This window comes from Azospirillum sp. TSO35-2 (assembly GCF_003116095.1).
Lineage (GTDB): Bacteria > Pseudomonadota > Alphaproteobacteria > Azospirillales > Azospirillaceae > Azospirillum.
The window spans coordinates 1,555,986-1,579,133 of the sequence record NZ_LGRA01000021.1; the positions used below are offsets into that span (position 1 = coordinate 1,555,986).

The window sequence follows — 23,148 nt, forward strand, 5'->3', positions numbered from 1 at the left end:
CACCCCGTGTGAACTTTTTTCGGAGGGGCCATCCCGCAGGACGGCCCCCCTGCCCTACGGGCGGTCAGGCGGCGTGGTCCCAGAACTCCGGCAGGCTGGCGACGGAATGGTAGCCGCTCACCCCCATCGACGACCAGCTGAGGTCATGGATGCCGACCGACAACGCTGCAGCGTGGTCCTTCAGCGAATAGTCGCCGTGGGCGGAATCGGTGAAGCCCGGATTGAACACCGCGTCGTGGGCACCGTAGCCGCGACCGTTGGCGGCGAGATTGCCGTCCATCGTCAGCGCGCCGGGGCTGAGCAGCTTCCAATACTGGCTGATCGTCGTTTCGCCGGCGGCCAGATTGTGGATGACGGTGTTGTCCTGTGGCCGCGCCTCGGCACCGGCCTTCGGCACCCATTCGAGGCGGATGAAGGCATCGCTGGCATTGCTGGCCACGCCGAAGTTGTTTTCCAGCAGATTATCGTCGCCGCCGTGGACGTAGATGCCACCCCAGGAGAAACCCTTCACGAAGTTGTCGCGCACGACCACGCCGCTGGTGAGGTCGTCGAGCGAGATGCCCCAGCCCTTGTGATCGCTCAGCCAAGCCCCCTTGCCATCGGTGGCGAGGCCGCCGGTGTCGATCACCTCGTTGCCCCGGATGACCGAGCCCATGGCCTTGCCGGATCGGCCGAGCATCTCGATGCCGCCGCCATCGGCGGTTTCCTGCCCGACATGATGGATGCGGTTGAACTCGACGATGTTGTTGCGGTTCAACTGGCCGTCGTCCCACTCCTTCATCGACACGCCGTAGCGGGGGGCGTCGGTGATGTCGTTGTGGCTGATGACGGTGTTGCTGCTGCCGATGCCGCCGATCCCGGCGCCGCCCTTGGAGATCTCGCCGATGTGCGTCATGGAGTTGGCGTAGATGCGGTTGCCGTCGGCGGCGTGGATCATCGACACGCCGTTGGCGCCGAGATGCTCCATACGGTTGCCAGCGATCCGGCTGTCGTCGGTGCCGTCGAGCGACACCGCGGTGCCGACATTGACGAAATGGTTGCCGCCGATCGCGTTGCCGTGCCCGCCCTGCATCGACAGTGCCGACCCGTCGTAGCGCGCGTCGCTGAAGGTCAGGCCCTCGAACGTCAGGTTGCTGGCGTTGGTCGTCTTGATCAGCGTGCCGAGCCGGGCGACCACGACGCCGTCGGACTGGAAGCTGTCGGCGTGCACCGGCTTCACCACCAGCTTGCCGTCGCTGGCGCGCCAGCCGAACTCTCCGGCGTCGCGGATCAGCGAGGCGTCGTTCATCACCCGGTAGGTGCCGCCGGACCGCAGGGCGTAGGAGGCCGCGTCGTCGAGCGTGACGGTGTGATGATACTGGTCGATCGTCTTGACCGACGAGATGTCGTCCTTCAGCCGTTCGGTGTCGAAGGTCTGGACGACCAGCGCGTCGTGCGCCTTCAGCGTCGACGGGATGTCGCCCGACGAGAAGTTGAAGCTGGTCTTGCTGGCCCCGCTGGTGCCGGCCTTCAGGGCGTGCCAGCCGCTGGTCGCCGGGTCGGCCGGGTTGAAGTCGCCGGTCTGCGCCGCGTGCTGGCGGACGCCGCCGATCGACAGGTCCAGGCCGTTGGCCGAGGACAGCTTGGCGGAATAGAGGCCGTTGGCTTCCTTGGTGAAGCCCTGCACCCGCTCGCCGCCGCTCAGCACCGGCGTCTCGCTCTTGTAAGCGGCGAAGCTGTGCCCGTTGTCGCGGGAGTCGAGGGTCAGCGTGTGGTCCAGGCGATAGGTGCCGCCGCGGACGTAGGTGGTATCGATGTCGCTCGCGCGCATCGCGTCCCGCGCCTTGTCGAGGCTGGCGAAGGGTCCGTCGGTGCCGTCGGCGTTGGGAGCGGCGAGCCGCCCGGACCAGCTGTCCTTGCCCTTGGTGGACACGTAGAAGGCGGTCTGGTCGGTGGTCGTCATCAGTAAATCCTCCGTTCTGATGGAGGGATAAGTCCAATTTTAAGGTTAATTTTTCCTTTCCGCGCTAAGTACCTCTGATGGACAGGTCACCTTCGTCCGTGCGGCATCATTTATCCTGATACCGCACCCAAAGTGAGGCGGTTTCAGAAACAATCTCGATTGAACGCTTTCTGTGGCGGTCGGATCGATTGCTGCAACAGCCAAGCCCGCGTCCTGCCTTCGCCCCATTCCCCCGACACGGATACGGAAGCGACGCGCATTCTGGTCTTGCGGGGCGCCCGCCACGACCCATCTGGTCATTTTCTGGAATTTTATGATAAGCTTCCGACCGCCGGGGTCTTTTCGTGTTCGAACAGCGGTGCCGCGCCCAATTCGGGAAGAGCCGCCGCCCCCGGTCTACAGGACGTGAAAGGGACCTGTCTTGAGCGAAGAGTTGAAGAACGTCACCGCGACGAACGTCACCGCGACCGTCAAGTGGTTCAAGCCGGAAAAGGGTTTTGGGTTCGTCCGCCTCGCCGACGGTTCGGGCGAGGCCTTCTTGCACGCTTCGGTCCTCGCCGCCGCCTCCCTCCCCAACCCGGTCGAAGGCACGACGGTCGTCTGCGATCTGGCCCAGGGGGCCAAGGGACCGCAGGTGGTCGCCATTCACTCCGCCACCCCGCCGGAAACCCCGCCGGCGCCGCGTGCCCGCAACCAGCGCCCGCCGCGGCCCACCGCGTCGGTGTCGCAACCGGGTGCGGCCCAGCCGCATCTGGATGACGGCGAAGGCTTCGCGCCCCGCGCGCCCAAGCCGCCGCGCGAACGGCGGGAACGGCCGGCGGAACCGGCTGGCCCGGCCACCATGGCCTACGGCACCGTGCGCTGGTACAATCTCGACAGCCAGTCCGGCCTGATCGAACCGTGGGAAGACGGCGCCACCGTCTATTTCGACCGCGCCACCCTGCGCCAGTCCGGGCTGGAGATCGTCGCCGATGGCGAGGACGTCCGCTATCTGGCCGTCGGGTCGGACGACGCGCCGGTCGCCCAGCGGGTCGAGTTGATCTGACGTTTCATCGCTGACGGACGGGCTTTGTCGCGCGGAGAGGCCGGGTCGCCTCTCCGCGTGACGAGGTTCAGCCGGTCCGTGGCGGTCTCCTGAATCACGACATTGCCGACATACCCCTCCACCACCTGGAGGCGGGCGACGCCGTTGCGGATGCGCCGGGTCGGGACGATGGCCTGGGGCAGCCCATAGCCGTCGTTGCGGTGGCGCGCGGTGATGGTGCCACAGAGCGGACAGGCTGTCGGTGTCGTAGACGGTGTTGCCGTCGATCCGCACCGCGTTCAGCGTCAGGGTGATGCGCTCGGCGTCCTTCGGCGGCGCCGCGCAGACGCGGGAAGGAACGGCGCATGGCGGGGCGGCTACTTCTCGGTGAGGGCGGTCACACCGGCCCAGCCCGGTTCGAGTTCGGTGCCGACGCGCGTTTCCGCCTTGCGCAGCAGGACCAGCGCGGCGCTGTCCACCGCGGCGAGCGCGCGGAAGCCGGCGGCGGCCTCGGCAAAGCGCCCGGCGCGCCAGTGGTCGAGCGCCGCGGCGTAGGCGGCGCGCCGGGCGCGGTCCTCCGGATCGGTGCGGCGGAAGGCTGACAGCGGCTCGAACACCGCGACCGGTTCGCTGCGGCCGACCACCTGGACGGTGTCGAGCGGGCGGAAGGCCGCCGGGTCGCCATGATGGGCCACCGTCTCGCCGCTGACCATCAGGGCGGTGCTGTAATATTTGTTGGCACCTTCCAGGCGCGAGGCCAGATTCACCGTGTCGCCCATCACCGTGTAGTTGAAGCGGCGTGGCGAGCCGATGTTGCCGATCAGCGCCGGGCCGGTGGCGATGCCGGTGCGGTTCGATCCGCGCCCGCTGGCCGTCGCCAGCAGCGTCGGGTCGTCCTCCATCGCCTGGGCCATCGCCAGCGCCGCCGCCACCGCGGCGCGGGCGTGGTTGTCGGTGGCGTAGGGCGCGCCGAACACCGCCAGCACGGCATCGCCGATGTATTTGTCGACGAAGCCGCCATGCGCCTCGATGATGTCGGTCATCACGGTGAAGTAGCGGTTCAGCACCAGGACCAGCGCCTCCGGCTCCATGCCCTCCGACATCCGGGTGAAGCCGGCGATGTCGCAGAACAGGATCGACAGGTCGCGCTCCTCGCCGCCCAGGCTGGGCGACTGGCCCGACGCGATCATGTCGTCGATCAGCGATCCCGGCAGGTAGAGCTTGAAGGCGTTGCGGATGCGCCGCTGGTCGCGGTCCAGCACGGCGAAGCGGAAGCCCAGCGCCAGCGGGAAGACCAGCACGGCGGCCAGGGCCGCCTGCAGGTAGGGCAGCACCAGCCCGCCCTGGAAGACCTCGACCGCCACGCCGCTCCAGGCGGCCAGCAGGACCAGCAGGCCGGCCGCCGCCACCGGTGGGCGGGTCGCCAGCGTCACCACCGCCGCCAGCCCGGCGAGCAGCAGCACCAACGCCACCGCGGCCGGGTGGCCGACCTCGGCCAGCGCGTCGCGGTTCATCAGGTTGGAAATGGCGGCGGCGTGGATGTAGACGCCGGGGACGCTGTCGCGGGTTCGGCCGGCGACATACAGCTCGCCCATCACCGGCAGGGCGCAGCGGTCGGGTTGGTTCAGTCCCTCCGGCTTGGTCACCCAGCGGTTGGAGGACAGCTTGCGGTCCTCCACGTCCAGCACGGTGCCGACCATCACCGCCTTGCCCTGGAAATGCTTGGCGAAATAGTCGGTCCGGCCCGCCTCGGCGCAGGCGAACAGGTCGGCCAGCGAGTAGGTCGGGATCGCCCCGGCCGCCGTCGCGTGGTTGACCAGCAGCGGGGCGCCGCCGCCCGGCAGCCGGTAGCCGGCGAGCGCGGCCGATCCGTCGGGCGCCAGTTCCAGCGGCGCCTTCAGCGCGCGCGACGCCACCTCCACCGCCATGCCGGGTTCCGGGTGCGGCGTGCCGTTGGCATCGCCGACCGGCCCGGCCACGGTCAGCGTCACCGGCACGCGGCGCAGCACACCGTCGGGATCCTCCACCAGATTGACCGAACGGACGTTGTTCACCCCGGCGGCAATCATGTAGCCGCGATAGGGCATCAGCGGATCGCTCTGGTGCTGCACCTTGGCCAGCACCAGCCGCCCCTCCTTGCCACCGCGCCGCAGCGTCAGCAGATAGTCGCGCTCGAAACCGGGGATCAGCGCCTCGACGGAGGTCGGGTGAACAAGGTCGAGCCCGATGGCCGCCACCCCGCCGTCCAGCAGCGCCGCCAGCACCTTGCTCAGCCGCGGCCCCCACAACGCCTGCGGCGTGCCGGCGAAGGGCGGACGGCGGTAGGTTTCCTCGTCGATGCCGACCACCACGACCGGCGACGGCTCGGGCGCCGGCCGGGGTCCGTGCAGCGCCTCGCGCAGGCGGTAGAGGCTGTCGATCGACGGGCCCTGCAACGACGGCGAGGCCGCCAGCGTCAGGGCCGCCGCGACGGCCGGCGCCAGCGCGCCGAGCAGGATCAGCCGGACGCGCCGGGGCAGCCTCATGACCGCGACCTCACCACGCTCCCCCGGCCGGCGGCTCAGAAGCGGATCAGCCGGCCCAGCGCCGGGCCGCCGTCGCCGGTGGCCTTGGGATCGACCTTGACGACGAAGGACCTCTTGCCGTCGGTGACCTTGTACAGGCCGCCCGGCTCCAGCGCCGGTCCCTGCCTGGCGGTGTCCAGCGTGGTGCCGGGCACGTTGATGGTGTTCAGCGCGATGCCCGACACGTCCAGCCGGTCGATGGTGACCGGGCCGGGCGCGGTCAGCACCAGCACCGGGTGGGTCTTGAACAGGGTCAGGTCCGGCTTCGGCTGCGGGGCGGGCGTTCCCGGCAGGGCGATCGGCGCGCTGCGGAACACCGTCACCCCGGCCTTGCCGGCCTCGTTGGCGGCCAGCAGCAGTTGGCCGCCGTCGCAGGGCAGCGTGTGGCGGGCGGTCTGGCCACCCTCCACCGTCGATTCACGGGCGCCCACCGTGACGGTGCCGCCGGTGATCGTCTCGTTCACGCAGGATTCCAGATAGCTCAGCGTCAGGGTCTGGCCCGCTTTCAGCACCACGCTGCGGCCGGCCGACAGGTAGTCCATCGGCTGCACGCCGCCGACGCCATCCGACACGTCCTCGACCAGCGCGGTCGGGGCCGAAGCGGGGGTGGGATCGGCCGCCCGCGCGGCAGGCGCGGCGGCGAGCAGAAGCAGGGCGCTGACGGCGAGAGCGCGCGCGGGCGTCTGGAACGCGACGGACATGGAATCGGCCTCCCGGTCGGTGCGGCGGCGACCCACCCGTACGGACGGATGCAACACCGCATTGCTCCCTTTACCGAAGTTACCGAGCCACTTCAAATCCAATGCGTCGGTTGTGGTTTCTTGTCGCCAACGGCAACCGGCCAGCAATCGGACCGGCCGCCGGTCCGGCAATCCGGCCGCGATTGTCAAAAATCCGCAATAAACCCGCAACGTCGACGTCATCGCCATCGACTAATGTACGCGTCCCGCGCGCAGGCGGCCCACCGGGCTTGCGGCGCCATGGCTGACTCATTCGAGGCGTCGCGACGGATCATGGGTACCGAACACATCGTCCGCTCCTTCGCGCAGGAACTGCAACGCCTGTCGAACCTCGTCACCCAGATGGGCGGCGTCGCCGAAGCGCAGGTCGAGGCCGCGGTGAAGGCGGTGACGCGCCGCGACGTCGGTCTGGCGGCGCAGGTGATGCAGGCCGACGCCCGGCTCGACGCCTACGAACGCGACATCGACGCCGAGGCGGTGCGGCTGCTGGCCCTGCGCCAGCCGATGGCCCAGGACCTGCGCGAGATCGTGTCGGCGCTGAAGGTCTCCGCCGACCTGGAGCGCATCGGCGACTACGCCGCCAACATCGCCAAGCGGTCGCTGGCGCTTGCCCAGGTGCCGGTGGTGCGCCCGGCGGCCGGCATCCCACGGATGGGCCGGCTGGTCGAGGCGATCATGAAGGACGTGCTCGACGCCTACATCGAGCGCGACGTCGACAAGGCCATCGCCGCCTGGGAACGCGACGAGGAGTTGGACGACCTCTACACCAGCCTGTTCCGCGAGGTCCTGACCTATATGATGGAGGATCCGCGCAACATCACGCCCTGCACCCACCTGCTGTTCATGGCGAAGAACCTGGAACGCATCGGCGATCACGCCACCAACATCGCCGAGATCATCCATTTCCTGGTCGTCGGCTCGCCGCTGACCGTGCTGCGCCCCAAGAACGACGGCAGCAGCTTCGCCGTGGTGAGCCCGGCGGACGACCCGGCCGCAACCAACCTCCGCGAGGCGCCGGTTGTCGACATGCCGGATGACGAGAACGGCCCCTCCGACGCCGGCTGACCGCTCTCGGCACGTCGCTTCCTCACACCAGCCCGGCCTGCCCCAGCAGCCGGTGGAACTCACGCAGCGCCGACTGGCGCAGCGCCGGGTCGGTCAGGTCGGCGACGTATTTCTCCTCGAACTGCGGCTGGCGCAGATGGCCGATCACCCGCTGGCGCACCACCGACAGCGCCTTGCCGCTGCGCAGCGTGCCGGGGGCGCAGAGCTGCATCAGCCGGTTGGCACGGTGGCGCAGCGGGTCGGCCGGGTTGTCCAGCCGCTCCACCACGTGGCTTTCGTGGATGTAGGCGACCAGCAGGGTGTCGATGTTGTCAGCCAGCCGCGCCTTGACCAGTTCCGGCGCCGCCGAGTCGACGACCTGCTGGTACAGCGTCGTCAACCGTTCCAGGTTGCTCTTGATCGGGTCGGTCCGCCTGATGAAGCGCGGGAAGTCCCGCGCGTCGCCGGTGGCGCGGTCGAGCAGCCGGACCACGTCGTCGGCCTGCTGCCGCCCCAGCTCCGACTGGGCCAGCGCCAGCAGGAAACGCACGCCGTCGCCGGCGTCGGCGATCAGCCCGACGACTTCCTCCATCGCCTTGCGCCGCCCGGTCGCCCCGCCCGCCTCCAGGAAGCGGAGGTAGCGCAGCACCAGCGCCTCCGCCATCCCCGGCCCGCCGACCAGCCCGACCCCCGCGGCCATCGAGCGCGCCAGCACCTCGGCGAAGGCGTCGCGCTCGCGCGTCGGATCGGGCCGGTAGAGCGGCTGGTTGCCCTTCAACTGCCGCTGCACCAGATCGAGCACGACGCGGCGCGCGTCGGTCAGGTCGTGGAAGGCGAACAGCTCGTTCATCTGGACAGCGCGGTCGTCCTCTGGCCTCCGGGCGACGTCCAGCCGGCCGCGCGACAGGTCGATCAGGTTGCACAGCGCCTCCGCCATGCTGCCCTGCGGCCCCAGCAGTTCCTGCGCCACCGATGGCGCCCCCATCACGTCGGCGATCACCCCGTCGACCAGCGCCAGCGGCGCCGCGGGCAACCCGCCGCCCTGCCGCACCAGCTCGCCCAGGAAATCCAGCTTGGCCAGCCAGTTGCGCATCGCGACCAGTTCCCGCGACAACAGGACGCGGCCGAGGAAGCCGCACTCCTCCGGCGCCTCGCAGGCGGCCAGCGCGTCGATGGCGTGGGCGAAACCGGCCGGGCCCAGCGGCGGCAACGCCTTGCCCGCCGCCGCCCGCGCCCGCTCGGTGACGCCGCTCAGCAGGCCGTACAGCTCGTCCCGCCGGGCGCGGCCGTCGATCTTCGCCCGCTCGGCCTGCAGCGCCGCCACCCGGCCGACCGCGGAGGCGAACAGATTGTCCTTGTCCTGCAGGCGCTTCAGTTCGGCGTGGTTGTGCAGCAGCTCGGTCGGCGTCACCACCACGCGGTCGACGTAGTTGCGCAGCAGCCGGTTGATGACCATCCGCCCTTCCACCGCGAAGACGTCCTCCGCCCGGTGGCACAGCGGCGGCGGCTCGTCGATCGGGGCGATCAGGATGGCGTTGGACTGGCTGCGGAATTCCTGGTGCAGTTCGGTTTCGACATGGCGGCCGTCGGGCCGGGCCCAGTCGCGCACCACCCGGATCCCCTCGATCCGGCCGCCGGCCAGGATGCGCTTGCCATAGGCGCGCGCCTCCGCCTCGCTCTCGAAGCAGCGGTCGAGGACCCAATGGTCCGCTTGGTAGACCTGGACTTCGTAGCTGTTGCCCGGCAGAGCCATCAGCCGCACACCCCCTGTTTCGAGTGCGAGCAGTTCAGGATTCGAACATCTTTGCAACGAATTCAATGAAATTTTGCACGCCGATTCCGCCGATTGCTTGCGCGGACAATGGTGACGCGTCAAAGCCCCGCCGGCCCGCGCAGAGGAGATACCGGCGGCTTGCGGGGCTTTTCCGTTTGCATGCGGCGCGGGGGTCGGGTATTAGCCCGCCCCGTGTGCCCGACATCCGCCGCGGCACCACCCTGGTCCTTGCCTGAACGAGACGACGCTGGTCATGCCCGCCGACGCCCTGAGTTCCGCCCTGCTTCCCGCCGGACTGCACGACGTGCTGCCGTCCGAAGCGGCGCATGAAGCGGCCGCCGTCGAACGCCTGCTGGCGGAATTCGCCGCGCAAGGCTACCGCCGTGTCGACCCGCCGCTGGTCGAATTCGAAGAGAATCTGCTCTCCGGCCCCGGCGCGGCGATGGCCAAGCAGACCTTCCGGCTGATGGACCCGCATTCGCAGCGGATGATGGCGGTCCGCGCCGACATCACCCCGCAGATCGCCCGCATCGCCACCACCCGCCTGAAGAACGAGGCACGGCCGCTGCGCCTGTGCTACGCCGGGCAGGTGCTGCGGGTGAAGGGGTCGCAACTGCGCCCCGAGCGTCAGTTCACCCAGGTTGGTGTCGAGCTGATCGGCCCGCTGGAGGCCGAGGCCGACGCCGAGGTGGTGCTGCTCGCCGTGCAGGCGCTCACCGCCATCGGCGTGCCGCACCTGTCGGTCGACCTCTGCGTGCCGACCATGGTGTCGCGCATCTGCGCCGGGCTCGGCCTGGGCGAGGATGAGATCCGCCGGCTGCGCGCCGCGCTCGACCGCAAGGACGCCGCCGGCGTGGCGGCTGTGGGCGGCCCGGCCGCGGCGCTGCTCGAATCGCTGATGAGCGCGTCCGGTCCGGCCGACCGCGCCATGCAGGCTCTGGCGACGCTGCCGCTGCCCGAAGGGGCGGAGAAGGACCGCCGCCGGCTGACCGACACGCTGGCGCTGCTGCGCGCGGCGATGCCCGGCCTGACGGTCACCGTTGATCTGGTCGAGCACCGCGGCTTCGAATACCAGACCGGGCTCAGCTTCACGCTGTTCTCGCGCGAGGCCGGCGAACTCGGCCAGGGCGGGCGCTACCGCGCTGGCGCCCAGGGCGAGGCCCAGGGCTCGGCCAAGGGCGACCATCCGGGTGAGCCGGCGACCGGCTTCACGCTCTACATGGACACGCTGCTGCGCGCGGTGCCGGCGGCCAAGGCCCCGGGCCGCGTGTATGTGCCGCATGGCACCGGGTGGGACACGGCGCGCAAGCTGCGGGCCGAGGGTTGGGTGACGGTGGCCGGGCTCGCCCCGGTGCCCGATGCGGCCGCGGAAGCCAGACGGCTCCAGTGCGGCCATGTGCTGGCGGACACGGGCGTCCAGCCGGTCGGTTGATCGGACGCCCGTCCCCCACGGGCGGTTCCGTGGGGTGGAGCGGGCGGCTTAGCGGTTCCTTTTGCAGTTTTGCGGAGACGAGAGATGGCCAACGTGGCGGTGGTCGGCGCCCAGTGGGGCGACGAAGGCAAGGGCAAGATCGTCGACTGGCTGTCCAGCCGGGCCGATGTCGTGGTGCGCTTCCAGGGCGGTCACAACGCCGGCCACACGCTGGTGATCAACGGCGTCGAATACAAGCTGAGCCTGCTGCCGTCCGGCGTGGTGCGCCAGAACAAGCTGTCGGTCATCGGCAACGGCGTCGTCTTCGACCCGTGGGCCTTCATCCGCGAAGTCAACGCGATCAAGGACAAGGGCGTCTCCGTCACGCCGGAAAACCTGATCGTCGCCGAGAATGTGCCGCTGATCCTGCCGGTGCACAGCGCGCTGGACAAGGCGCGGGAAGAGGCCAAGGGCGCCGGCAAGATCGGCACCACCGGCCGCGGCATCGGCCCGGCCTATGAGGACAAGGTCGCCCGCCGCGCCATCCGCCTGTGCGACCTGACCGACGACGCCGTGCTGGTCGAGAAGGTCGACGCCCTGCTGGCCCACCACAACGCCCTGTTCCGCGCGCTCGGCGCGCCGGAGATGACCCCGGCCGAGATCCTGGAGCCGCTGCGCCAGATCGCGCCGCAGGTGCTGCCCTTCGCCGCCGTCGTCTGGAAGCAGCTCGACGAGCTGCGCCGCGCCGGCAAGCGCATCCTGTTCGAAGGCGCCCAGGGCACGATGCTGGACATCGACCACGGCACCTACCCCTACGTCACCTCGTCCAACACCGTCGCCGGCAACGCCGCCGCCGGCTGCGGCATGGGCCCGCGCTCCATCGGCTACGTGCTGGGCATCTGCAAGGCCTACACCACCCGCGTCGGCTCCGGCCCGTTCCCGACCGAGCTGACGGACGAGATCGGCGAGCTGATCGGCCAGAAGGGCAAGGAGTTCGGCGTCGTCACCGGGCGCAAGCGCCGCTGCGGCTGGTTCGACGCCGTCATGGTCCGCCAGGCGGTCAAGACCGGCGGCATCGACGGCATCGCGCTGACCAAGCTGGACGTGCTGGACGGCTTCGACGAGATCAAGGTCTGCGTCGGCTACAAGCTGGACGGCAAGGAGATCGACTACTACCCGTCCAACGCCGGCGCCCAGGCCCGCGTCGAGCCAATCTACGAGACCTTCGAAGGCTGGAAGGACACCACCCGCGGCGCCCGTTCGTGGGCGGAGCTGCCGGCCCAGGCGGTCAAGTATGTCCGCCACATCGAGGAGCTGATCCAGGCCCCCGTCGCCCTGCTCTCCACCAGCCCGGAGCGCGACGACACCATCCTGATGACCGACCCGTTCGCCGACTGAGCGGCGGGGATCGCGAAACGACGAAGGGCCGGCGTTTGCCGGCCCTTTTTCGTTTGGCATCTCGACGGCGTTCGGGGGAACTCATACCAGCGACGGCGGCCCCGCGGGCCCATGCCCGCGAAGCCAAGGCCCGCGGACGCGGGCCACCCGGCGTTTGAGGGGCCGGAAAGTGCCGACCGCAGGTCGGAACTTTCCGGAAAAGGCATCAAATATCGAAGTTGGCCGCCAGCCCGCCCATCGACTGGCGGTGGCGCAGGGCGTCGGCCAGGGTGCGGTTGTCCAGCACGTTGGCGGTCGCGTCGCGCACCTGCACCATCAGCCAGCGGACCGAACAGGTTTCCGTATCGATGCAGTCCTCGCACGGCTTGAAGGACGCCTTGCTGGCGCAGGGGATCGGCGCCAGGTGGCCGTCGATCAGGCGGATGATCTCGCCGAAGGAAATCTGCGCCGCCGGACGGGCCAGCCGGTAACCGCCGCTCTTGCCGCGCTTGGCGAACAGCAGGCCCTCCTTGCGCAGTTCCACCAGGATGGCTTCCAGGAACTTGCGCGGGATGTTTTCGCGCTCGGCGATGTCGGCGATCAGGATCAGTTCGCCGTCATCCTTCTCCGCCAGCATGATCAGGGCGCGCAGCGCGTATTTGGCTTTTTGCGACAGCATTCCGGCGGAATCCGTTTCTTTGCGGCGGCGGTCGATGGGACCACCCCGGTCTAATGCTTCGGTGGTTAACATTTCGTACCGGCCCAACCGTTTCACCCAAAGGTGGGAGCCGGGCCGAACGTTCGGACAGTAACCAGTTTCCGCGCGGGTTGCGAGGGCGGAAGCGGCGGCTTGCCCAGCCTTCCGCCGCCGCGCTAAGGTCGCCCATCTCCTCCATGTTTCCCGCAACCGCGAAGGACAGGACATGCAGTACGCCATCGTGCCGGTCACCCCGTTCCAGCAGAACTGCACGGTGCTCTGGTGCCCTGAGACGATGAAGGGGGCGGCCGTCGATCCCGGCGGCGATCTCGACCTTATCCTGGCCGCGGCCAAGGCGAAGGGCGTGACCCTGGAGAAGATCCTGGTCACCCACGGCCACATCGACCACGCCGGGGCGGTCGCCGACCTGGCCGACAAACTGTCGCTGCCGATCGAGGGGCCGCACCGCGACGACCAGTTCTGGATCGACGGCATGCCGATGCAGAGCCAGATGTTCGGCTTTCCGCCGGTGCGTTCCTTCACCCCCGACCGCTGGCTGGAGGAGGGCGACACCGTCACGGTCGGCAACGCGACGCTGGAGGTCCGCCATACCCCCGGCCACACCCCCGGCCACGTCGTCTTCGTGCACCGCCCAAGCAAGCTCGCCATCGTCGGCGACGTGCTGTTCCAGGGCTCGATTGGCCGGACCGATTTCCCCAAGGGCAATTACGCCGACCTGATCGCCTCGATCCGCGACAAGCTGTTCCCCTACGGCGACGACGTCGCCTTCATCCCCGGCCACGGCCCGATGTCCACCTTCGGCGACGAGCGGCTGTACAACCCGTTCCTGACCGACTGACGGCGGGTTGGAGAGGGGGACCGACGGCGTCCCCTTCCCCTCAATCCACCATCGGGTCCTCGCCCAGCAGCAGGTCGATGCGCCGGCGCAGGCTGATCAGTTCGCGGCGCTGGATGTCGTCGACATAGGCGCGGTGTTCGCGCGGGTCGCCCAGCTTGGCGGTCGCCCGGCGCAGCACCTCCAGGAAACGGCCGACCGCCGACTGGGTGCGCAGCGCCGGTTCCTTGGCGGCGTCCTTGCGGTCGCGCGCCGCCTGGACGGTGCCGTCGCCGGTCTTCACCTGCTCCCACAGGGCCATCTGCTCCGCCAGATCCTTCATCCAGGCGATCTCGATCAGGGTGGAGCGCGACACGTCGTCGCGGTGGGCGGCGGCGTACTCCAACTTGATCGCCTCGGGCAGGCTGTTCAGGCGCAGGGTGTGGCTGATGTTGCTCTGGCTCTTGCCGATGATGCGGCCGAGCTGCTCCTGGGTGTAGCCGTAGCGCTCGATCAGGCGGGCCAGCGCCTCCGCCAGTTCCAGGGCGTCGAGGTCGACGCGCTGCACATTTTCCACCAGCGCCAGCTCGTCCGGGTTGCCCGAGGTGACCAGCGCGTAGATGGTCGCCAGCCCCAGCATCTCGTGGGCCCGCAGCCGCCGTTCGCCGGCGACCAGCCGATGGCCGCCGACCGTCTCCTGCACCAGGATCGGCTGCTTCAGCCCGTAATGCGCGATCGAATCCGCCAGCCCCTGCATCTCCTCCACGTCAAAACGGCGGCGCGGCTGGTGCGGGTTGCGGATGATCCGGGCGACGTCGAGTTCCAGCAGCCGGGGCGGCTTGCCCGCATCGTCGAACAGGTCCGAATGATCGGGTGCGAGCGTCGGCATGGCGTGTCCTGGTCCCCTGTTCACCATTCCTTCCGGTTCCGCAACCGTGCCCCGCCACTCACGGCCATGTCAACGGTGCAGTGGGAAGAAAAGGAGAACAGCGCCGCCGGACCCATCCTGGACCGGGTGGATCGGTCCGACGCCGCACAATGGGCCGCACAATGGAGCGCAAGACATGCACCACCTCACTGGCGTTGCGCTTTTGTTAAACGATCGTTCAAAATCCATTCGGCTGGCGCAATGAAACACAACTGGGTAGAAATGGTTGAAGCAGAGCCGAGGGGTTGATCCGGCATCTGGTGGGAGGTCGGTCGATGTCACTTGCTGAACGCAAGCTTTTTGTCGAGCGTTGGATTCGCTCACCCTTGAAAGTCGCCTCGGTAACTCCGAGCGGTCCTGAATTGTGCCGGGCGATGGCCAAGGCGGCGCAGTGCGGTCCCGACCGGCGCGTGGTGGAGTTGGGGCCGGGCACCGGCCCGGTGACCGCAGCGCTGTGCGCGCACGGCGTCACCCCCGACAACCTGCTGATGATCGAACTCGACCCGGCCTTCGCCGACCATCTGGCGGTGCTGCATCCCGACGCGACGGTGGTGCGCGGCGACGCCACCCGCATGCACCGGATCGTCCAGGCGCACGGCTGGCCGACCTGCGACGCCGTGGTGTCGGGCCTGCCGCTGATCGCCATGCCGCTGTCGGTCCAGGCGCGAATCGTCCGCGGCGCCTTTTCGGTGCTGGCGCCCGACGGGGTTTTCGTGCAATTCACCTACGGTCCCTTCGCCCCGGTCAACCCGGAACTGATTCGGCGGCTGCGGCTGAAGCCGCGGCGCCACGCCTGGATCGCCCGGAACCTGCCGCCGGCGTCGGTCTGGACCTTCCGCCGGCTGCCATGACGGCAGCGCTTGCCCCAACGAGCGATTTTGACCGCCACCACCGCTTGTAGCCACACCGCCTACGCCGAGGCGCGCGCCCTGATCGACGCGCGCCGTTACCGCGCCGCCCTGCGCCTGCTGCGCGATGGCGCCGGCATGCCGGACGGGGTCGAGCGTCATCGGCTGCTCGGGCTGGCCCATCTCGGCCACCGCGACGCCCCGGCCGCCATCGCCCATCTGCGCCGCGTGCTGGCCGACCGGCCGGACGACGCCGACCGGCTGGCCGCGCTGGCCAGGGCCCATCAGGCCGACAACGCCCCCTTCCCCGCCACCCGCTGGTTCGAGCGCGCCACCCGCGTGGCGCCGGATCGGCCCGCGCTGACCGCAGCGCTGGCCGGCGCGTGGCGCCGCGACGCCCGCTACGGCGACGCCCTGGCGCTGGCGCGCGCCGCGCTGGCCGCCGGCCACGGGTCTGCCGGGCTGCACGCCGACCTGCGCTACGAGGCGGCGATGGCCGCCGCCTATCTCGGCCGCGACGACGAGGCGCTGGCCCATTTCGACGCGCTGCTCGCCGACGACCCGGAGCACGCCGCCGCCTGGTTCGGCAGCCATGCCCAGGCGCTGCACCGGCACGGCCCCGACAAGGCGCTGCGCCGCCTGCGCCGCGCGACGCGTTGCGGCGGGGCCAACGGCAAATACTGGGGCTACCTCGCCGCCACCCTGCGTCTGCTCGGCCGCACTGCGGAGGCGGACGCCGTCGAGGCGACGGAGGTCGGCGACAACCCGAAGCGCCGCCCCCTGCCGGACGGCGCCCGGGCGCTGCTGCCGCGTCTGGCGGCGGATTTCCGGCTGTTCGGCAGCAGCGGCCGCCTGCTGCGCCACGCGCTGGCCTGCGCCACGACGCCCGGTCTGGTGCTGGAGTTCGGCGTGCGCCGCGGCACCTCGCTGGACCACCTCGCCGACGCCGCCGGACAGGAGGTCCACGGCTTCGATTCGTTCGAGGGGCTGCCGGAGGGCTGGGTCAACTCCCCGCGCGGCGTACTGACCACCGGCCGGCAACTACCAGCGGTGCGCGCCAACGCCCGGCTGCATGTGGGCTGGTTCGACGACAGCCTGCCGCCCTTCCTCGCCGCTCACGCCGGGCCGGTGCGCTTCGTCAACGTCGACAGCGACATCTACGCCTCGGCCCGCACGGTGCTGACCGCCCTGGCGGATCGGGTGCGCCCGGGCAGCGTCATCGTGTTCGACGAGTATATCGGCAACCGGAGCTGGAAGGACGACGAATACCGGGCCTTCCAGGAATTCGCCGCGGAGAACGCGGTGGAGTACGAGTATTTCGCGGCGAGCCCCTACACCAAGCAGGTGGCGGTGCGGGTTTTGAGGGTTGGTGGGGAGTAGTTAAGGGGCGAAGTCAGACCCCCACCTTAATCCTCCCCCGCCCAGCGGGGGAGGATTAAGGTGGGGGTCTAACGCCGCCTACACCGCCGCCTTACACGCCAGCTGCCGCCTTCACCTGACGCCGCCGCGCGTGCAGCACCGGTTCGGTGTAGCCGTTCGGCTGGACCCGGCCCTTGAACACCAGATCGCAGGCGGCCTGGAAGGCGATGCTGCCGTCGAAGTTGCCGGCCATCGGCCGGTACAGCGGGTCGCCGGCGTTCTGCTTGTCGACGACGGCGGCCATCCGCTTCATGACCTCCATCACCTGGGCCTCGGTGCAGACGCCGTGGTGCAGCCAGTTGGCGATGTGCTGGCTGGAGATGCGCAGGGTGGCGCGGTCTTCCATCAGCCCGACGTCGTGGATGTCCGGCACCTTGGAGCAGCCGACGCCCTGGTCGACCCAGCGCACGACGTAGCCCAGGATGCCCTGGGCGTTGTTCTCCAGCTCCTGCCGGACCTCGTCCTCCGACCAGTTGGGGCGGTCGGCGAGCGGGATGGTCAGGATGTCGGACAGGGCGGCGGCCTGACGCTTGGCCAGCTGGTCCTGCACCGCGGCCACGTTGACGGCGTGGTAGTGGGTGGCGTGCAGCGTGGCGGCGGTCGGCGACGGCACCCAGGCGGTGTTGGCGCCGGCCTTCGGGTGGCCGATCTTGGCGACCAGCATGTCGGCCATCAGGTCGGGCATCGCCCACATGCCCTTGCCGATCTGGGCGCGGCCCTTCAGCCCGGCGCGCAGGCCGACGTCGACGTTGTTGTCCTCATAGGCCGAGATCCACTTGGTGGCCTTCATCGCCGCCTTGCGGACGACCGGGCCGGCCTCCATCGAGGTGTGGATCTCGTCGCCGGTGCGGTCGAGGAAGCCGGTGTTGATGAACACCACGCGGTCCTTGGCGGCCCGGATGCATTCCTTGAGGTTGACGCTGGTCCGCCGCTCCTCGTCCATGATGCCGACCTTGAGGGTGTTGCGGGCCATGCCCAGCAGATCCTCGACGCGGCCGAACAGCTCGTCGGTGAAGGCGACCTCTTCGGGACCGTGCATCTTCGGCTTCACGATGTAGACCGAGCCGGCGCGGCTGTTGCGCAAGGCACCGGTGCCCTTCAGGTCGTGCAGCGCGATCAGCGAGGTGAAGACGCCGTCCAGGATGCCTTCCGGCGCCTCGCTGCCGTCGGACAGCTTGACCATGTCGATGGTCATCAGGTGGCCGACGTTGCGGACCAGCAGCAGGCTGCGGCCGTGCAGGGTCAGCGTGCCGGCCGGCGTGGTGTAGGTGCGGTCGGGGTTCAGCTTGCGGACGACGGTCTTGCTGCCCTTGGGGAAGCTGGCCTCCAGCGTGCCGTTCATCAGGCCCAGCCAGTTGCGGTAGGCGCCGACCTTGTCCTCGGCATCCACGGCGGCGACGGAATCCTCGCAGTCCTGGATGGTCGACAGCGCCGCTTCCAGCACGACGTCGGCGACGCCGGCCGGGTCGTCCTTGCCGATCACGCTGCTGCGGTCGATGCGGATTTCGATGTGGGTGCCGTTCTGGACCAGCAGGACCGCCGTCGGCACCGCCGCGTCGCCCTGCCAGCCGGCAAAGGCGCCCGCGTCCTTCAGGCCGACCTTGCGGCCGTCCTTCAGCGTCACCGCCAGCGCGTCGCCTTCGACCGCGTAGGCGGTGGCATCGCCGTGGCTGCCCTCGGCCAGCGGGACGCTGTCGTCGAGGAACTTGCGGGCCCAGGCGATCACCTGCGCGCCGCGGGCGGCGTCGTAGCCGCCGGTCGCCGGGGTGCCGGGGATGGCGTCGGTGCCGTACAGCGCGTCGTACAGGCTGCCCCAGCGCGCGTTGGCGGCGTTCAGCGCGTAGCGCGCGTTGGTGATCGGCACCACGAGCTGCGGACCGGCGAGATAGGCGATCTCCGGATCGACGTTCTGCGTGCCGATGGCGAAATCGCCACCCGCGGGCACCAGATAGCCGATCTCGCGCAGGAAGGACTCATACTCGGCCTGATCGAAGATCGTGCCGCGGCGCGCGGTGTGCCAGGCATCGATCTGCGCCTGCAGCTGGTCGCGCTTGTCGAGCAGCGCCTTGTTGCGCGGCGCCAGCTCGTGCAGCAGCGTGTCGAGCCCGGTCCAGAGACGGTCGGCGTCGACACCGGTCCCGGGCAGCGCTTCGTCGTTGATGAAGTCGTAGAGGGGTTTGGCGATCTCGAGGCCGCCGCGGCGGATCCAGTTGCTCATCTCGTTGCGTGTCCCATTCTCTTGCGCTCGGTTCGCAGACTCCTCTTTGGGAGTCTTGATCATGGGTTATCGCGTCATCCGATTGAGCCGGTCAACACAATGTCGCAGCGCAGCGTGTGGAGAATTGGTAGCAGGCGGCCAGCCGGTCAGGCCAGCATGTTCACCACCGGCGCGGCCTGAAGCGAAGCCTGGGCCGCCGGCGGTGCCGAGACCGTCGTGTCCACCGCGTCGCCGGCGGTCGTCAGCCCGCCCGCTCCCTCGCCGGTCGCGCCATCCGCCCCGTCCAGCAGCCCCGCGGCGCCAAGCTCCGCGCTGGAGCCGAAGGCGGCGCTGCGCAACGCGTTGACCTCCTTCTGCGCGGCATCAACCATCTTGTCGTCGGCCTTGAAGCCCTCGCGCCGTTCGCGCCGCCGCTTTTCCGACGAGTCCAGCATGTTGGCGGCTTTCGCTTCGCCGATGATGCTCTTGGAGGTGGCCAGGACGCCCTCCACCCGCTGGCCGAAGCTGTCGGCCTCGCGGTAGCGCGACATCTTCAGGCCGTTGTCGGCCATGATCCGCTGGATCATCGTCGGACCGCCCGACGACGCGGTGCCGTGCTCGGCCCCGCCGCCGGTCAGCCCACCGCGACCCAAGCCGGCCAGAACGCCATCGACCAGCTTGGCGATCTCCGGCGGCAGGTCGCCGTCCATCGCGTCGTCCCCGCCGGCCGGCGCGTCCGCCTCCGCCCCGGCGGTCGCCGCCATCCGGTCGGCGGAGGCGGAGGCGGATTCCGCCGAAGCGCCCTCCCCCGTCGTAATGCCGATGGTCAGCGTCACCTCGGTCTGCTGCAGGGTCAGGCTGGTGGTGGTCCGGGTGATCGTCGTCTCGCTCGACCCGACAGCGCCCGTCGCGGCGCTGCTGTCGCCGGGCAGGCCCAGTTCCGCCGCGGCGGTCATGCCGGCACCGTATTCCTTGGCGGCCCGGCCCGCCTCGCGCGCCAGCAGCGCCGCCTCCCGCGCCAGGGACGCCAGCTTCTGCGCATCGCCGTGGGCGAAGCGCATCGCCAGCTTCAACTCTTCGATCCGGCGTTCGACCTGCTCCAGCCGGGCGGCGGCCGCAGCCTTCGGGCCGCTGACCCGGCGCGCCTCCTCCAGCGCCGCGCGGGCGGAGGCGTGGTCGCTCTGCCATTTGGCCGAGGGCTGCGTCAGGGCCTGCGCGCGCTCCGCCTTCTGGGCGAGCTGGCCCTGGGCGTCCTTCGCCTCCAGCTCCTTCTCCCAGGGCTTTTTCGCCTGCTGCATCCGGAACAGCCCCGACTGGGCGTCGGACACCACGCTGAAGACGCTCATGCCGTCACCCTCCGGTTCGGCCCGACCGAGACTTTCGCGGCAAAGTTTAGCACATCCGCGCCGCCTGTCCATTTCGCGCAGGACCGGCCGTGGAACCCCCAGGCTTGGCTGGTGTTTCCCTGTCCGACACCCGATTCCGCACTGGGCGGTTTGATGCCGCAGACGCGGAGCCGCGGAATACCGGAATCCCCGAGGAGGAAAGAAACAATGCCGAACCGCGACATGACCGGCACCGGCGGACCGAACCCGACCAGCACCACCAACAAGGGTCCTTCGGAATCGCAGACCCGCAACCAGAGCAGCAGCCCCGCCGGCGGCATGTCCGGCCAGTCCGGTGGCCAATCCGTTGGGCGCGACAGCGTCGACGACGTGAAGAAGACCGTGAACCGCGCCGCCGGCGACGCCATGAGCGCCGGGCGCGACACGTTGGACAGCGCCCAGGGCCGCATCCGTTCCCTGCTGGAACAGCAGACCGACCGCGCGGCCGACCAGCTGGGCGGCGTCGCCAACGCCCTGCACAAGGCCGCCGAGCAGTTGAACGCCGAGAACAACGGCGTCGTCGCCGACTACGCGGTGCAGGCCGCCGACCGGGTGGAGCGTGTCGCCGACATGCTGCGCGACGCCAGCCTCGACGACATCGTCGGTGAGGTCGAGGGCTTCGCCCGCCGCCAGCCGGAGGTGTTCATCGGCGCCGCCTTCGCCGTCGGCTTCCTGGCCGCCCGCTTCATCAAAAGCTCGGGCGAGCGTCGGATGCACCGGAGCACCACCGCGCTCCGCTCGTCCCGCGCCACCGGCGGCTACGGCGCGCGCGGCGGTCAGGCGACCCGTCACGACACGGGCCGGGACGACATGAACCGGGGTCCGAGCCGCGGCATGGCCGGCGGCATCGGCGAGTCGGTCGGTCGTGCATCCGTCCAACCCGCCGACCTGCCGACCAGCACCGGCGACCGCATGGGTGAGCCGAAGCCGGCCGCCGCCCGCATCGGCATGCCGCTGTCCTCGGCCCCGGCGTCCACGGTCACCGGCCGCACGACGCCGTCGTCCGCCGACACCGCGCTCGGCACCAGCACCGTCGGGACCGGCACCATCGGCGCCTCCCCCGGCAACGCCGGCAGCACCATGAACGCCGGCACCACCGGCGTCAGCGGAGCGGGCATCGGCGGTGCGGGCTCCAGCGGAAGCGCCGGCGGCACCAGCGGGACGCAGGGCGCCGCGGCCGGCACCACCTCCACCTCCAAGCCGCAGGGGCAACGTCCATGAGCGCAGCCGAGAACCGCTACGACGATCCGCGGGATCCGCGTCAGGACCGGCCGCTGGCCGGCCTGTTCGCCGATCTGGCGCGTGAATCCGCCAACCTCGCCCGATCCGAGATCGCGTTGGCGAAGGCCGAACTCACCGACAAGGCCGTCGAGGCCGCGGGCGGTGCGGCTTTCATCGCCGTCGGCGGCCTGGTCGCCTTTGCCGGCGTCCTGGTGTTGCTGGCGGCGGCGGTTCTCGGCCTGTCCAACGTGGTGGCCCCCTGGCTGGCCGCGGTGATCGTCGGCGTCGTGGTGCTGGCGGTCGGAGGCATCCTGGCGTACGTCGGCAAGAACCGGCTGACGCCCGCCAACCTCCGCCCGCGCCGCACCATGAACACGCTGGACGAGGACAAGCGCTGGGCGCGATCCCAGCTCGCCCGCTAGGGAACGCCAATGACGGACGACGACCGCCAGCCGCAGACCCTCGACGCCCTCGAGGGGGACATCCGCGCCAGCCGCGCGCGCATCGACGGCACCGTCGAGGCGCTGCGCGACCGCACCGCGCAGTTGCGCGACCGTCTGGCGCGATGGACCCCCAAATCCCTGATGGAGCACACGATGAAGCACACCTACACGCCGGCGACGCCGGACACCCCGGCCCAGCGCGCCGCCCAGAACCAGGGGACCCACAACCAGGGGCCGGACCGCTACGACAGCGGCCAGACCATGCGCCACGGCGGCGGGCGGTCCCGGTCGTCCGGCTCGATGATGGACAACATCACCAGCAGCCCGATCCCGCTCGCCATGGTCGGCATCGGCCTGGGCTGGCTGGCCCTGTCCAGCACCGGCTACGACCGCCGCATCGTCCGCTCGCGCGCCATGACCTCCGCCCGCCATCGGCTGGGCGACGCCGCCGAGTATGCCCGCGAGTCGCTCAGCGGCGCCGGCGAGAGCGTGCGGAATGCCGCCAGCTCCGCCTATGACAGCGCGTCCGGCACCGTCAGCGGCGCCTATGACAGCGTCAGCGGCATGATGGGCAGCGGTCACGACGACGAGACCCACCGTACGGCCGGCCGCAACACCGGCCACAGCACCGGCGGTACCTCGCGCATGGCGTCGATGGTGCCATCGCGCGACGACATGCGCCACCGGATGCACAGCGTGTCGAGCGGCTTCTGGGACATGGTGGAAGACCACCCGATCGTTGCCGGCGCCATGGGCGTCGCGCTGGGGGCCGCCATCGGCGCCGCCCTGCCCGGCACCCGCTATGAGAACCAGTGGGTCGGCGACTACGCCGACGAGGCGACCGAGCGCGCCAAGGGTCTGGCGAAGGAAGCGCTGGATCGTGGCACCCGCGCCGCCCAGGCCGCTGTCGAGTCGGCCCGGGACGAGGTCCGCGACGCCGTGACCGCGGCCACCGACGCCGCGCGCGAGGAGGCGAAGAAGCCGAGCTGACCGCTCTGCCTTCCGCTTCCCGGACGCAAGCCGGGGAGCAGCGGACCGACCCCGCGCCCGACCGGCGCGGGGTTTTCCGTGTCCGGATAACGGTTTGAAAGCTTGCGGCGGATCGTCGCACCCGGCTGAGCGGCGGGCGTCCGACCGGCAGCGGGACAGCCTTGGCCACCGTCATAACCAAGCCGATTCAACGGTTATTCGCTTCCGGCATGCCAGCCCCTCATCCGGACACGCCTCCGATGGCACGCCAACGCCATGGTTCCGCTTGACAAAGGGTGGAAGGACGCCACCTAATCAGGACTAATTTGG

The 23,148-nt window shown here is 70.0% G+C and carries 18 protein-coding genes; 10 read left to right on the forward strand and 8 right to left on the reverse strand.

Annotation, left to right across the window (positions count from 1 at the left end):
- Positions 1-64 precede the first annotated feature (64 nt).
- Positions 65-1,942: a right-handed parallel beta-helix repeat-containing protein gene (locus TSO352_RS23170; RefSeq protein WP_109109540.1), complete on the reverse strand. Its 1,878-nt coding sequence runs from the start codon at positions 1,940-1,942 to the stop codon at positions 65-67.
- A 421-nt stretch (positions 1,943-2,363) separates the two neighbouring features.
- Here TSO352_RS23170 and TSO352_RS23175 point away from each other — a divergent pair, with 421 nt between their 5' ends.
- Positions 2,364-2,987, forward strand: coding sequence for a cold shock domain-containing protein (locus TSO352_RS23175; protein WP_247872334.1), 624 nt, complete (start codon positions 2,364-2,366; stop codon positions 2,985-2,987).
- Positions 2,988-3,343: 356 nt separating this feature from the next.
- Here TSO352_RS23175 and TSO352_RS23185 read toward each other — a convergent pair whose 3' ends face one another.
- Both TSO352_RS23185 and TSO352_RS23190 read right to left on the reverse strand, forming a co-directional pair.
- Entirely contained in the window at positions 3,344-5,491 is a 2,148-nt protein-coding gene (locus TSO352_RS23185; RefSeq protein ID WP_109109541.1) for an adenylate/guanylate cyclase domain-containing protein, read from the reverse strand.
- Positions 5,492-5,526: 35 nt separating this feature from the next.
- A complete protein-coding gene (locus TSO352_RS23190; RefSeq protein WP_109110823.1) occupies positions 5,527-6,231 on the reverse strand; it encodes a hypothetical protein in 705 nt (234 codons plus the stop codon).
- Between the two features lie 312 nt (positions 6,232-6,543).
- Here TSO352_RS23190 and phoU point away from each other — a divergent pair, with 312 nt between their 5' ends.
- Positions 6,544-7,335 carry a phosphate signaling complex protein PhoU gene (gene phoU, locus TSO352_RS23195; protein WP_109109542.1) on the forward strand — a complete coding sequence of 264 codons (792 nt, stop codon included), beginning with the start codon at positions 6,544-6,546 and terminating at the stop codon, positions 7,333-7,335.
- Positions 7,336-7,357: 22 nt separating this feature from the next.
- Here the strand turns inward: phoU and TSO352_RS23200 are convergent, their stop codons facing one another.
- On the reverse strand, positions 7,358-9,067 hold the full coding sequence (locus TSO352_RS23200; protein WP_146210788.1) for a hypothetical protein: 1,710 nt from the start codon (positions 9,065-9,067) through the stop codon (positions 7,358-7,360).
- 274 nt (positions 9,068-9,341) lie between these two features.
- On the opposite strand from TSO352_RS23200, the gene TSO352_RS23210 reads away from it, so the two are divergent.
- Both TSO352_RS23210 and TSO352_RS23215 read left to right on the forward strand, forming a co-directional pair.
- Positions 9,342-10,520 carry an ATP phosphoribosyltransferase regulatory subunit gene (locus tag TSO352_RS23210; protein WP_109109545.1) on the forward strand — a complete coding sequence of 393 codons (1,179 nt, stop codon included), beginning with the start codon at positions 9,342-9,344 and terminating at the stop codon, positions 10,518-10,520.
- An 84-nt stretch (positions 10,521-10,604) separates the two neighbouring features.
- Entirely contained in the window at positions 10,605-11,897 is a 1,293-nt protein-coding gene (locus TSO352_RS23215; RefSeq protein WP_109109546.1) for an adenylosuccinate synthase, read from the forward strand.
- Between the two features lie 205 nt (positions 11,898-12,102).
- Here TSO352_RS23215 and TSO352_RS23220 read toward each other — a convergent pair whose 3' ends face one another.
- Positions 12,103-12,555 carry an Rrf2 family transcriptional regulator gene (locus TSO352_RS23220; RefSeq protein ID WP_109109547.1) on the reverse strand — a complete coding sequence of 151 codons (453 nt, stop codon included), beginning with the start codon at positions 12,553-12,555 and terminating at the stop codon, positions 12,103-12,105.
- Between the two features lie 244 nt (positions 12,556-12,799).
- On the opposite strand from TSO352_RS23220, the gene TSO352_RS23225 reads away from it, so the two are divergent.
- On the forward strand, positions 12,800-13,432 hold the full coding sequence (locus TSO352_RS23225; protein WP_109109548.1) for an MBL fold metallo-hydrolase: 633 nt from the start codon (positions 12,800-12,802) through the stop codon (positions 13,430-13,432).
- A gap of 40 nt (positions 13,433-13,472) precedes the next feature.
- Here TSO352_RS23225 and TSO352_RS23230 read toward each other — a convergent pair whose 3' ends face one another.
- Positions 13,473-14,297 (reverse strand): ParB/RepB/Spo0J family partition protein, encoded by an 825-nt coding sequence (locus TSO352_RS23230; protein ID WP_109109549.1) that lies wholly within the window; start codon positions 14,295-14,297, stop codon positions 13,473-13,475.
- A 413-nt stretch (positions 14,298-14,710) separates the two neighbouring features.
- Here TSO352_RS23230 and TSO352_RS23235 point away from each other — a divergent pair, with 413 nt between their 5' ends.
- Together TSO352_RS23235 and TSO352_RS23240 are read left to right on the forward strand one after the other, a co-directional pair.
- The gene (locus TSO352_RS23235; RefSeq protein WP_109109550.1) at positions 14,711-15,187 is read left to right on the forward strand and encodes a ribose ABC transporter permease; all 477 of its coding nucleotides are present in this window, start codon (positions 14,711-14,713) and stop codon (positions 15,185-15,187) included.
- A gap of 27 nt (positions 15,188-15,214) precedes the next feature.
- On the forward strand, positions 15,215-16,564 hold the full coding sequence (locus TSO352_RS23240) for a class I SAM-dependent methyltransferase (protein ID WP_109109551.1): 1,350 nt from the start codon (positions 15,215-15,217) through the stop codon (positions 16,562-16,564).
- 91 nt (positions 16,565-16,655) lie between these two features.
- Here the strand turns inward: TSO352_RS23240 and TSO352_RS23245 are convergent, their stop codons facing one another.
- Positions 16,656-18,821, reverse strand: coding sequence for a malate synthase G (locus tag TSO352_RS23245; RefSeq protein WP_109109552.1), 2,166 nt, complete (start codon positions 18,819-18,821; stop codon positions 16,656-16,658).
- A 146-nt stretch (positions 18,822-18,967) separates the two neighbouring features.
- Positions 18,968-20,146, reverse strand: a complete 1,179-nt coding sequence (locus TSO352_RS33625) for a hypothetical protein (protein ID WP_247872335.1) — start codon at positions 20,144-20,146, stop codon at positions 18,968-18,970.
- A gap of 207 nt (positions 20,147-20,353) precedes the next feature.
- Here TSO352_RS33625 and TSO352_RS23255 point away from each other — a divergent pair, with 207 nt between their 5' ends.
- From TSO352_RS23255 to TSO352_RS23265, 3 genes are read left to right on the forward strand one after another with little or no spacing between them, the layout of a single operon-like run.
- On the forward strand, positions 20,354-21,406 hold the full coding sequence (locus TSO352_RS23255; protein ID WP_109109553.1) for a hypothetical protein: 1,053 nt from the start codon (positions 20,354-20,356) through the stop codon (positions 21,404-21,406).
- Positions 21,403-21,828, forward strand: coding sequence for a phage holin family protein (locus TSO352_RS23260; protein ID WP_109109554.1), 426 nt, complete (start codon positions 21,403-21,405; stop codon positions 21,826-21,828). Before TSO352_RS23255 ends, TSO352_RS23260 begins: the two co-directional genes overlap by 4 nt.
- A gap of 9 nt (positions 21,829-21,837) precedes the next feature.
- Positions 21,838-22,839: a hypothetical protein gene (locus tag TSO352_RS23265; protein WP_109109555.1), complete on the forward strand. Its 1,002-nt coding sequence runs from the start codon at positions 21,838-21,840 to the stop codon at positions 22,837-22,839.
- The last annotated feature ends 309 nt before the right edge of the window (positions 22,840-23,148 follow it).

Excerpts from the sequence above, each read along its gene's own strand:
- TSO352_RS23170 (WP_109109540.1), bottom strand. The coding sequence starts at position 1,942 with ATGACGACCACCGACCAGACCGCCTTCTACGTGTCCACCAAGGGCAAG.
- TSO352_RS23185 (WP_109109541.1), bottom strand. The coding sequence starts at position 5,491 with ATGAGGCTGCCCCGGCGCGTCCGGCTGATCCTGCTCGGCGCGCTGGCG.
- TSO352_RS23190 (WP_109110823.1), bottom strand. The coding sequence starts at position 6,231 with ATGTCCGTCGCGTTCCAGACGCCCGCGCGCGCTCTCGCCGTCAGCGCC.
- phoU (WP_109109542.1), top strand. The coding sequence starts at position 6,544 with ATGGGTACCGAACACATCGTCCGCTCCTTCGCGCAGGAACTGCAACGC.
- TSO352_RS23200 (WP_146210788.1), bottom strand. The coding sequence starts at position 9,067 with ATGGCTCTGCCGGGCAACAGCTACGAAGTCCAGGTCTACCAAGCGGAC.
- TSO352_RS23210 (WP_109109545.1), top strand. The coding sequence starts at position 9,342 with ATGCCCGCCGACGCCCTGAGTTCCGCCCTGCTTCCCGCCGGACTGCAC.
- TSO352_RS23215 (WP_109109546.1), top strand. The coding sequence starts at position 10,605 with ATGGCCAACGTGGCGGTGGTCGGCGCCCAGTGGGGCGACGAAGGCAAG.
- TSO352_RS23220 (WP_109109547.1), bottom strand. The coding sequence starts at position 12,555 with ATGCTGTCGCAAAAAGCCAAATACGCGCTGCGCGCCCTGATCATGCTG.
- TSO352_RS23225 (WP_109109548.1), top strand. The coding sequence starts at position 12,800 with ATGCAGTACGCCATCGTGCCGGTCACCCCGTTCCAGCAGAACTGCACG.
- TSO352_RS23230 (WP_109109549.1), bottom strand. The coding sequence starts at position 14,297 with ATGCCGACGCTCGCACCCGATCATTCGGACCTGTTCGACGATGCGGGC.
- TSO352_RS23235 (WP_109109550.1), top strand. The coding sequence starts at position 14,711 with ATGGCCAAGGCGGCGCAGTGCGGTCCCGACCGGCGCGTGGTGGAGTTG.
- TSO352_RS23245 (WP_109109552.1), bottom strand. The coding sequence starts at position 18,821 with ATGAGCAACTGGATCCGCCGCGGCGGCCTCGAGATCGCCAAACCCCTC.
- TSO352_RS33625 (WP_247872335.1), bottom strand. The coding sequence starts at position 20,146 with ATGAGCGTCTTCAGCGTGGTGTCCGACGCCCAGTCGGGGCTGTTCCGG.
- TSO352_RS23255 (WP_109109553.1), top strand. The coding sequence starts at position 20,354 with ATGCCGAACCGCGACATGACCGGCACCGGCGGACCGAACCCGACCAGC.
- TSO352_RS23260 (WP_109109554.1), top strand. The coding sequence starts at position 21,403 with ATGAGCGCAGCCGAGAACCGCTACGACGATCCGCGGGATCCGCGTCAG.
- TSO352_RS23265 (WP_109109555.1), top strand. The coding sequence starts at position 21,838 with ATGACGGACGACGACCGCCAGCCGCAGACCCTCGACGCCCTCGAGGGG.